The 9349-nt window shown below is 65.0% G+C and carries 6 protein-coding genes; 2 read left to right on the forward strand and 4 right to left on the reverse strand.

The window, feature by feature from the left end; all coding sequences use genetic code 11:
- Positions 1–89: 89 nt before the first annotated feature.
- The 3 genes from HMPREF3067_RS00605 to HMPREF3067_RS00615 all read right to left on the reverse strand — a co-directional run bounded on the left by HMPREF3067_RS00605 (position 90) and on the right by HMPREF3067_RS00615 (position 4235).
- Positions 90–695, reverse strand: coding sequence for a three-helix bundle dimerization domain-containing protein (locus HMPREF3067_RS00605; protein ID WP_371259755.1), 606 nt, complete (start codon positions 693–695; stop codon positions 90–92).
- A gap of 219 nt (positions 696–914) precedes the next feature.
- Entirely contained in the window at positions 915–3281 is a 2367-nt protein-coding gene (gene ppsA, locus HMPREF3067_RS00610; RefSeq protein WP_070767818.1) for a phosphoenolpyruvate synthase, read from the reverse strand.
- Between the two features lie 99 nt (positions 3282–3380).
- A complete protein-coding gene (locus tag HMPREF3067_RS00615) occupies positions 3381–4235 on the reverse strand; it encodes a pyruvate, water dikinase regulatory protein (protein ID WP_070767819.1) in 855 nt (284 codons plus the stop codon).
- 54 nt (positions 4236–4289) lie between these two features.
- Here HMPREF3067_RS00615 and HMPREF3067_RS00620 point away from each other — a divergent pair, with 54 nt between their 5' ends.
- On the forward strand, positions 4290–5696 hold the full coding sequence (locus HMPREF3067_RS00620; protein WP_070767820.1) for an NAD-dependent succinate-semialdehyde dehydrogenase: 1407 nt from the start codon (positions 4290–4292) through the stop codon (positions 5694–5696).
- Between the two features lie 14 nt (positions 5697–5710).
- On the opposite strand, the gene glf is transcribed toward HMPREF3067_RS00620, so the two are convergent.
- Positions 5711–6907, reverse strand: coding sequence for a UDP-galactopyranose mutase (gene glf, locus HMPREF3067_RS00625; protein WP_070767821.1), 1197 nt, complete (start codon positions 6905–6907; stop codon positions 5711–5713).
- Positions 6908–7113: 206 nt separating this feature from the next.
- On the opposite strand from glf, the gene HMPREF3067_RS00630 reads away from it, so the two are divergent.
- A complete protein-coding gene (locus tag HMPREF3067_RS00630) occupies positions 7114–9117 on the forward strand; it encodes an N-acetylmuramoyl-L-alanine amidase (protein ID WP_070767822.1) in 2004 nt (667 codons plus the stop codon).
- Positions 9118–9349 lie beyond the last annotated feature (232 nt).

Genomic DNA, 9349 nt, shown 5'->3' on the forward strand with positions numbered 1-9349 from the left:
CGCCGCCCCGGTTTTCCCGGGGCGGCGGCGGGGCTAAGCTTGGTCACCGTTGGGCCCTAGGAGTGTCCTAGGAGTGCCCGAGGAGAGCCCTAGGCGTCGACGGCGACCTTCTCGTCTACCGGATCGATGCCCAGCTTGCCCAGCATGTAGAGCACGCGGGCCTCTAGGTCGTCGGCCAGCTCCCGGGTCTGCTCGACCGTCTCGGCCGGCAGGATGTCCCAGATCTTGACGTCCTTGCCTGCCTCGTCGCGGTGAACGTCGCGGCCCAGGTAGACAATGAAGTCCGGCATGGCGACCGTGCGGGCATCATCAAAGTGGCGCGGCTGGCCCTCGCTTAAGCCCCGCTCGGCCAGGACGTGGCTCATGTGGCCGGCGTCCTCGTTTTCCGGGTGGGAGACGGCGGCGTCCACCAGCAGGGCGTCGCCGGCGTGCTTCTTAGTCAGCTCCACGGCGGCCTCCGCCAGCGCGTGGTCGGCACCGGCGGTAAAACGCACGTGGATGCGGTGCTCGCCGAAGTATTCCATGACCTCCCGCTCCACCAGGACTGGGACAAATTCGTCCAAAACCGCACGGGCGGAGTGCTTGGCGATGACCTCGTCCAGCTTGGCATCAATCGCCGCGGCGCTGTGCGCATGCCCGAACGCTGCGTGCAGGTCCTCGCGCAGGGTGTCAAAAACTCGGTTATTGTTCATCATCGCTATTCACCTGATTTCCTGTTATTCCGGCGAAGACTCATTGTCTTCAACCACTCGAGTGAACCTTCTGTTCCCTCAAAGTTAACCTGCCGTTAACCTTAGCAGATCGTTGGGCAAATGTAAATGATGGGCCTAAACCAAATGTTTAGTGGGGGCCGGATCGCAAAAACGCCGCCGCTTCCCCAAAGAAACGACGGCGCTTTCGATGCCGCGTACGCGCTACTTCTTTTCCGCCAGGCGCAGCCAGGTATCAACCACGGTATCCGGATTCAGGGACAGCGAGCTAATCCCCTGCTCGACCAGCCAGTCCGCCAGGTCCGAGTGGTCGCTGGGGCCCTGGCCGCAGATACCGACGTACTTGCCCTGCTTCCGGCAGGCCTCGATGGCCCGACCCAGCAGCACCTTGACCGCCGGGTTGCGCTCGTCGAAGTCGTGGGAGACCACGCCCGAGTCGCGGTCCAGGCCGAGGGGGAGCTGGGTCAGGTCGTTCGAGCCGATGGAGAAGCCGTCGAAATACTCCAAGAACTGCTCCGGGATAAGCGCGTTCGACGGGACCTCGCACATCATGATGAGCTCCAGGCCGTTCTCGCCGCGGCGCAGACCGTTGGCAGCCAGGGCCTCGGTCACCCGGCGCGCCTCATCCGGTGTGCGCACGAACGGGATCATGATCTTGACGTTTTCCAGCCCCATCTCCTCGCGCACGATCTTCATCGCCTCGCACTCCATGGCGAAGCACTCCGCGAACTCCTCAGAGACGTACCGGGAGGCGCCGCGGTAGCCCAGCATGGGGTTTTCCTCGTGCGGCTCGTAGAGGTTGCCGCCCAGCAGGTTGGCGTACTCGTTCGACTTGAAGTCGGACATACGCAGGATGACCGGGTTCGGGGCAAACGCCGCCGCGATGGTGGCCACGCCCTCCGCCACGCGCTGGACGAAGAAGTCGCGCGGCGAGTCATAACCGCCGGTCAGAATCTCCACCTCGGACTTGAGCTCCTCGTCTAGGTTGGGGTAGTCCAGCAGCGCGCGCGGATGGATGCCGATCTGCCGGTTGACGATGAACTCCAGGCGCGCCAGGCCCACGCCGTCGTTGGGCAGGCGGGAGAAGGCGAAGGCCTGCTCGGGCGTGCCGACGTTCATCATGATCTTCGGCCCGATTTCCGGGACCTGGTCCACGTCGGTCTCGGTCACCTCGAAGTCCAGGGAGCCGTCGTAGACGTAGCCGGTATCGCCCTCTGCACAGGAGACGGTGACCTCGCTGCCCTCGGCCAGGACCTCGGTGGCATCGCCAGTGCCGACGACGGCCGGGATGCCCAGCTCGCGGGCGATGATCGCCGCATGGCAGGTGCGGCCGCCGCGGTTGGTAACAATCGCCGAGGCGCGCTTCATAATCGGCTCCCAGTCCGGGTCCGTCATGTCCGCGACCAGGACCTCGCCCGGGTTGAAGCCGTGCATCTGCTCCAGCGAGTCGAAAACGCGCACCTTGCCGGCACCGATCTTCTGCCCGATGGCGCGGCCCTCCGCCACGACGGTGCCACGCTTGTGCAGGCTGAAGCTCTGCAGCACCGAGCCGCGGCGGGACTGCACGGTCTCCGGGCGGGCCTGCAGGATGTAGAGCTGGCCGTCCTCGCCGTCCAGGCCCCACTCGATGTCCATCGGGCGGCCGTAGTGGTCCTCGATGATGAGCGCCTGGCGGGCCAGCTCTTCTACCTGCTCGTCCTGCAGGGAAAAGCGCGCGCGGTCGGCTTCCGGGGCGTCCACGAACTCGGTGGTGCGGCCGACGCTGGCGTCGTCGGTGTAGACCATCTTGGTCGCCTTTGCGCCCAGCGAGCGGGAGATCACCGCGCGCTTGCCATCGCGCAGAGCCGGCTTGTAAGCGTAGAACTCGTCCGGGTTGACCGCGCCCTGGACCACACCCTCGCCCAGGCCGTAAGCGCTGGTGACGAAGACGACCTGGTCGAAGCCGGACTCGGTGTCCATGGTGAACATGACGCCGGAGCTACCGATGTCCGAGCGCACCATCTTCTGCACGCCCGCGCTCAGGGCGACCGCGTCGTGGTCGAAGCCGTGGTGGACGCGGTAGGCGATCGCGCGGTCGTTGTAGAGGCTGGCGAAGACCTCGCGGATGGCCACCAGGACCGCGTCGATGCCCTGGATGTTCAGGAAGGTCTCCTGCTGGCCCGCGAAGCTGGCCTCCGGCAGGTCCTCCGCCGTAGCCGAGGAGCGCACCGCGAAGCTGGCCTTATCGCCGGACTCGGCGGCCAGCTTGTCGTAGGCAGCGCGGATATCGCTCTCGATGCCCTCCGGCAGCGGCGTCTCCAGAATCTCCGCGCGGATCGCCTTGCCGGCGGCCTCCAGCTGGCGCGTATCCTCCGTGTCCAGCCCCTCGAGCAGCTTAGAGATCCGCTCGTCCAGGTGTGTTTCCGTCAGGAAGGCGCGGTAGGCGTCGGCCGTGGTGGCAAATCCGTCGGGGACGTTGACGTTGAGGCGGGCGAGGTTGGAGACCATCTCTCCCAGGGAGGCATTCTTGCCGCCCACTTGCTCGACGTCGTTCATTCCGAGTTCGGAGAACCAGCGAATATTATCGCTCATATTCAGGCATCCTTAGTATTAAACGGGGTACGTGATGGCAAGCATTGTAGTCGCTGGGTGGGCCTGCGCGGGCGGAAATCGCGGGGGGTAAAAATCACACTAGCGACCGCTCGTTATGGATAGGTACTGCAGAATCATCGCAGACATCTCTTCGACAGATTTGGTCGAAGAATCCACGTAAGGAATCCCATTGGCCTTCATCATCGCCTTCGCGCCGCGCAACTCGAAGCTGACCTGCTGACGGGAGGCGTAGCGCGAATTCGGCCGGCGCTCGTTGCGCACCTGGCACAGGCGCTCCGTGCTGGTGACGATCCCGAACAGCCGATCCTGGTACTTACGCACCGGGCGCGGCAAGGCGGTCGACTCGAAGTCCTCGTCCACCAGGGGGTAGTTCGCCGCGAACAGGCCGTGTTGCAGCGCCAGGTACATCGACGTCGGGGTCTTGCCGCAGCGCGACGGCGCCAGCAGGATGATGTCGGCCTGCTCCAGCGCGCGCAGGGACTGCCCGTCGTCGTGCTCGATGGCGAATTCGATGGCCTGCATGCGGCTGTTGTAGCGCTGGCTATCGGCCAAGGTGTGCAGCTGCTTGGCCCGGCGCACGCTGGTCGTGCCCAGCGCCCGCTCGACGCTGCCCAGGTAGGCGCTCAGCAGGTCGATGACCGTCGCCTTCGAGCTCAAAATGCAGTCGCGGATCTCGTCGTCGACCGCGGTGGAAAAGACCAGCGGGGTGCGCCCGGCCGCGACCTGCATATCCAGCCGGGCCACCAGCTCCCGGGCGGCCTCCAAGCTGCCCAGAAACGGCACCGTGGTGCGCGTAAAAGTCAGGTGCGGGAACTGCACGAGCAGCGCGTTACCCATGGCCTCCGAGGTGATACCCGTCGAGTCCGAGACGAAGAAGACGGGCACCACCGGCTTGTCCTCGCCGTTGACGGGAGGGTGATTAATCGCATCCATGATCCCATCCTAGCCCCCTTGAAGAAGCCCGCGGCCCGCGCTATACAGGGCCCTATGAGCACTTTTGCATTAGAGAACCCGAACACCGGACGTTCCGAAGAAGAATTCCCCCGCCTCGATGATGCCGCCCGTGACGACATCCTCGACCGCTCCACCGCCGCTTTTAATAAGTGGCGCACGACCAGCATCGACGAGCGCGCCACCATCCTGGCACGGACTGCGGACCTGTACGAAGAACGCATCGATAAGCTGGCCGAACACATTGGCCGCGAGATGGGCAAGCTGACCCGCTGGGCCAAGGCCGAGATCCAGATCGTGGCGGATATCTACCGCTGGTACGCCGAGCACGCCCACGAGCTACTCGCCGACGAGCACCTGCCGGCCCAGGGCGCCAACCACACCTTCGTGCGCAAGGAGCCGCTGGGCCCGCTGCTGGGCATCATGCCGTGGAACTTCCCCTACTACCAGGTCGCGCGCTTTGCCGCGCCGAACCTGCTGCTGGGCAACACCATCGTGCTCAAGCACGCCTCCATCTGCCCGCTGTCCTCCCAGGCCTGCCAGGACCTGCTCGAGGAGGCCGGACTGCCGCAGGACGTCTACCTCAACGTCTATGCCTCCGGGTCCCAGATGGACGCGTTTGTCGCCGACGACCGCATCAAGGGCGTATCCCTGACCGGTTCCGAGGCCGCCGGCGCCGCCGTGGCCAAGACCGCCGGCGAGAACTACAAGAAGTCCGTCCTCGAGCTCGGCGGCAACGACCCGTTCCTCGTGCTTGACGATGCCAACCTCGACTGGGTCCTCGACCAGTTCGCCCTCATCCGCATGTACAACACCGGCCAGGCCTGCAACGCGCCGAAGCGACTTATCGTGCTGGAGGACTTCTACGACCACGCCGTCGAGTACCTGACCGACAAGATCGGCGCCATGACCGTCGGGCCTTACGACGACGATGGCGCCGACATCGGGCCGCTGAGCTCCATTGGCGCCCGCGACGAGATCGTCGAGCGGCTGGAAAAGGCCGCCGCCGACGGCACCGCCACCGTCCGCGTGGGCGGCGGCAAGGTCGACCGCGACGGCGCCTACATGGAGCCGACCCTGCTGACCGACGTCGACCGCCACGCCGACATCGGCTGCAACGAGATCTTCGGCCCCGTCGCCGTCATTTATAAGGCCCGCGACGTCGAGGAGGCCATCGCGATTGCCAACGACTCCGACTACGGCCTGTCCAGCTCCGTATGGTCCACCGACCTGGAGCAGGCCAGCGCCGTGGCCGCCCGCCTCAACGACGGCATGACCTTCGTCAACGAGCACGCCGTGACCGCCGCGGGCCTCCCCTTCGGTGGCAAAAACCGCTCCGGCTACGGCCGCGAGCTGGCCCGCTGGGGTGTGGGCGAATTCGTCAACGAGCACCTCTACCGCGTCAGCGGGCAGGACGATGCCGGCCAGTCCCCCGCCCTGTAAAACCCGCTAGTTTCCTAGTGGCCGCGCTCCTGCTCCAACGGCTTGCCGTCGTTGAAGTAGGGCGCGATTTTATTGTCGAACATCGACAGCGCCGAGCCGATAGCCATGTGCATGTCCAGGTACTGGTAGGTGCCTAGGCGCCCGCCGAAGAGCACCTTGTTCTCGCGGGCCTCGGCCGCGGCGAGTTTGCGGTAGGCCTCCAGCTTGCTCCGATCCTCTGGGGTGTTGATCGGGTAGTAGGGCTCGTCGCCCTTGTCGGCAAAGCGCGAGTATTCCTTCATGATGACGGTCTTGTCCTTGGGGTAGGCATCGCCGCGCTCGGGATGGAAGTGACGGAACTCGTGGATGCGGGTGTAGTCCACGTCGGCACCGTTGTAGTTCATCACCGGGGTGCCCTGGAAGTCGCCGGTGTTCAGGACTTCCATGTCGAAGTCCAGAGTGCGCCAGCCCAGATCGCCCTCGACGTAGTCGAAGTAGCGGTCCAGCGGGCCGGTGTAGACCACCGGCGCGTCCGGGTTGGCCGCGCGCAACTCGTCGCGCACGTCGAACCAGTCGGTATCCAGGCGCACCTCGATGAGCTCGTGGGAGGCCATGTTCTCCAGCCAGGCGGTGTACCCCTCGACCGGCAGGCCCTCGTAGGTGTCGTTGAAGTAGCGGTTGTTGAAGGTGTAGCGCACCGGCAGGCGCGTGATATTCGCCGCCGGCAGGTTCTTCGGGTCGGTCTGCCACTGCTTGGCGGTGTAGTTCTTGATGAAGGCCTCATACAGCGGGCGGCCGATGAGCGAAATCGCCTTCTCCTCCAGGTTCTTGGCCTCCTTCGGGTCGAACTCGCCGGCCTGGTCCTGGATGAGCTGGCGGGCCTCGTCGGGGCTGTAGTAGCGGCCGAAGAACTGGTTGATAAGGCCCAGGCCCATCGGGAACTGGTAGGCGGTGCCGTCGTGCATGGCGAACACGCGGTGCTGGTAGTCGGTGAAGTCGGTGAACTGGTTGACGTAGTCCCACACGCGCTTGTTGGAGGTGTGGAACAGGTGGGCGCCGTACTTATGCACCTCGATGCCGGTTTCCGGCTCCCGCTCCGAGTAGGCGTTGCCGCCCAGGTGGTTGCGGCGCTCGACGATGAGCACCTTCTTGCCCAGCTGCGAGGCCGCACGTTCCGCGATTGTCAGGCCAAAGAAACCGGATCCAACGATAATGAGGTCATAGTCAGTCATGCCTCCTAGCCTAAAGGAGCCCCGCCGGCCCGGCAGGTCTGCCACACGGGAAAACGGCGCGCCGCACTGTTCCCTCTCGTCACATTTGTCACTCGGGTATCATTTTTCCCAATTGTTTACTATGCTTTACTGCGGACTCAGATCTGACTGATGCTTGCCGCCACCCCTAGGCCCGGCAGGCACCACAATTTTAGGGAGAATTACCAGTGCAACTACGACGTCGACTTGTCCCCACGCAGTCGAAGTGGGCCACCCCGGTCGTGGCCATCATCGCTTCGGTGTCTGTGGTTGCTGCCGCAGTTTTCGCCGGCAACGACATCCTGAATACCCAATCTGCGGGTAGCGGGCCCATCGAGACCACCACCAGCCAGGCGAACTTCGGCGACGGTGAGACCGTCGTCGTCGACGACCCGGCCATTGCCGCCCAGGGCGGCCAGGGCGGCCCCCGGGCCGTGAAAGAATTTCACCAGGACAAGCCCTTCTCCCAGTTCGCACTGACTTGGGAAGGCGGCGACAAGGATCTCGCGGCCTTCGTGCGCCCGCAGCTTGCCGACGGCACCTGGGGCGAGTGGTACGACACCGAGCCACTGGGCATCGAGACCGGCGGCACCAACGGCACGGAGCTCATCTTCATCGGTGAGACCAAGGCCGTCCAGGTCTCCGTCGGCAACGTCGACCTCGGCGCCCCGTCCGAAGAGGAAGTCGCCGAGGCCGGCGGCCAGGCCAACCCCGCCCCGTCCGCGGAAAACGACGCGGACAGCTCCCCTGCGGCCTCGGCCAAGAAAACCACGAGCCCGCTGCCGACCAACTACGGCGATATCGCTCCCGTCGCCGAGACGATCGACCAGTCCGCGGGCATCGATGCCGCAGATCTGAACGCCGTCTTCATCGACGGCAACGCGCAGGAAGGCGGCATCGAGCCGACTGCCTTCGCCTCCAACGGGGCGCCGCAGGTAGTTTCCCGCGCCGGCTGGGGTGCCAATGAAGGCATTCGCTGCCAGGGCCCGACCTACGACGATCGCGTCAAGGCGCTGACCCTGCACCACACCGCGGGTAGCAACAACTACACCCGTGCCCAGGCAGCCGCCCAGGTCCGCGGCATCTTCAGCTACCACGCCCAGACGCTGGGCTGGTGCGACATCGGATACAACGCGCTGGTCGACAAGTACGGCACCATCTACGAGGGCCGCTACGGCGGGCTGGACAAAGCCGTCCAGGGCGCCCATGTCGGCGGCTTCAACTCGAATACCTGGGGCATTTCGATGATCGGCAACTACTCGACCACCGAGCCCACCCAGCCGATGCTTAATTCCGTCTCCGAGATCGCCGGCTGGAAGGCCGCCATCTCCGGTTTCGATCCGGCCGGCAAATCCGTCGGCCTGTACTCCGGCGGCTTCAGCGGCTCCAAGTTCCCCGCCGGCACCACCGCCAACGTGCCCGCCTTCCACGGCCACAACGATCTGCACTACACCTCGTGCCCGGGTGACCGGACGATGAAGTACTGGAACCAAATCCGCTCCAACGCGCACCAGAAATACGAGGCAGTGAAGAGCGGCGGTAGTTACCAGCCGTCGTCGCCCGCCCCGTCAACCGACAACTCCGGCAATTCCGGTAATTCTGGCAATGCCGGTGGTTCCGGTAACGGTGGAAACGCGGGCCCGGGCGATACTGGTGCGCCGCTCGAGTTCTCTGTGGGCGGGTCCTCGATGTCGACCGCCGACATCCAGGCCGCCGCCACCATCGCCGCCGCCGTCGCCGGCCTGGCGATTACCGGCGGCGCCCTGACGGTGCCAGACAAGGACCAGGAAGTCGTCGAGGGCCTGACCCTGGGGCAGGTGCCCGAGATCATCTCGAAGGTCGTTAGCTTCTTGGGCGACCCGGCGCTTCAGCAGTCGTGGGGTTCCATCCTCAACGCCTTCGGTCCTCTGCTGGGCCTGCCGCAGGGCGGACTCGAGGTGCTGGATCAGGATACGTTCTACCAGCTCTTCGAGAACGGCGTCGTGCTCTCCTCGGGCGATAACTCGCAGGCTTATGCCCTGGTAGGCGAAATCGCCAAGGCCTGGGCCGAGGGTGACAACGCTCAGCAGTTGGGCATGCCGACCACGAACCAATACTCCGTCGGTGGCAAGGCCGTCCGCGTCGACTTCGAAGGCGGCTACATCACCTACGACCCGGATACCCAGCAGGTTCAGCTCCACACCAACGACTAACCTCCGGCAGAGACGCTACCTAAGCGCGCAACCTAGGCCCGCCACCCCGGTGCACAACCTAGGTGCGCACACCTTGCTGCACCATCCAGGTGCACAGCCCAGTCGCGCAACCTGGGTGCGCACCCTAGGCGTGCAAACTAGGAGCACCATCCAACCGCGCGACTCATACGCGCAACCTGGGTGCCTGGGTGCCGCAAACAAAGCGCGCCGAGTAGGCACGCCGAATGGGCGT

Source organism: Corynebacterium sp. HMSC04H06, assembly GCF_001815935.1.
In the GTDB taxonomy this organism is placed as follows: domain Bacteria; phylum Actinomycetota; class Actinomycetes; order Mycobacteriales; family Mycobacteriaceae; genus Corynebacterium.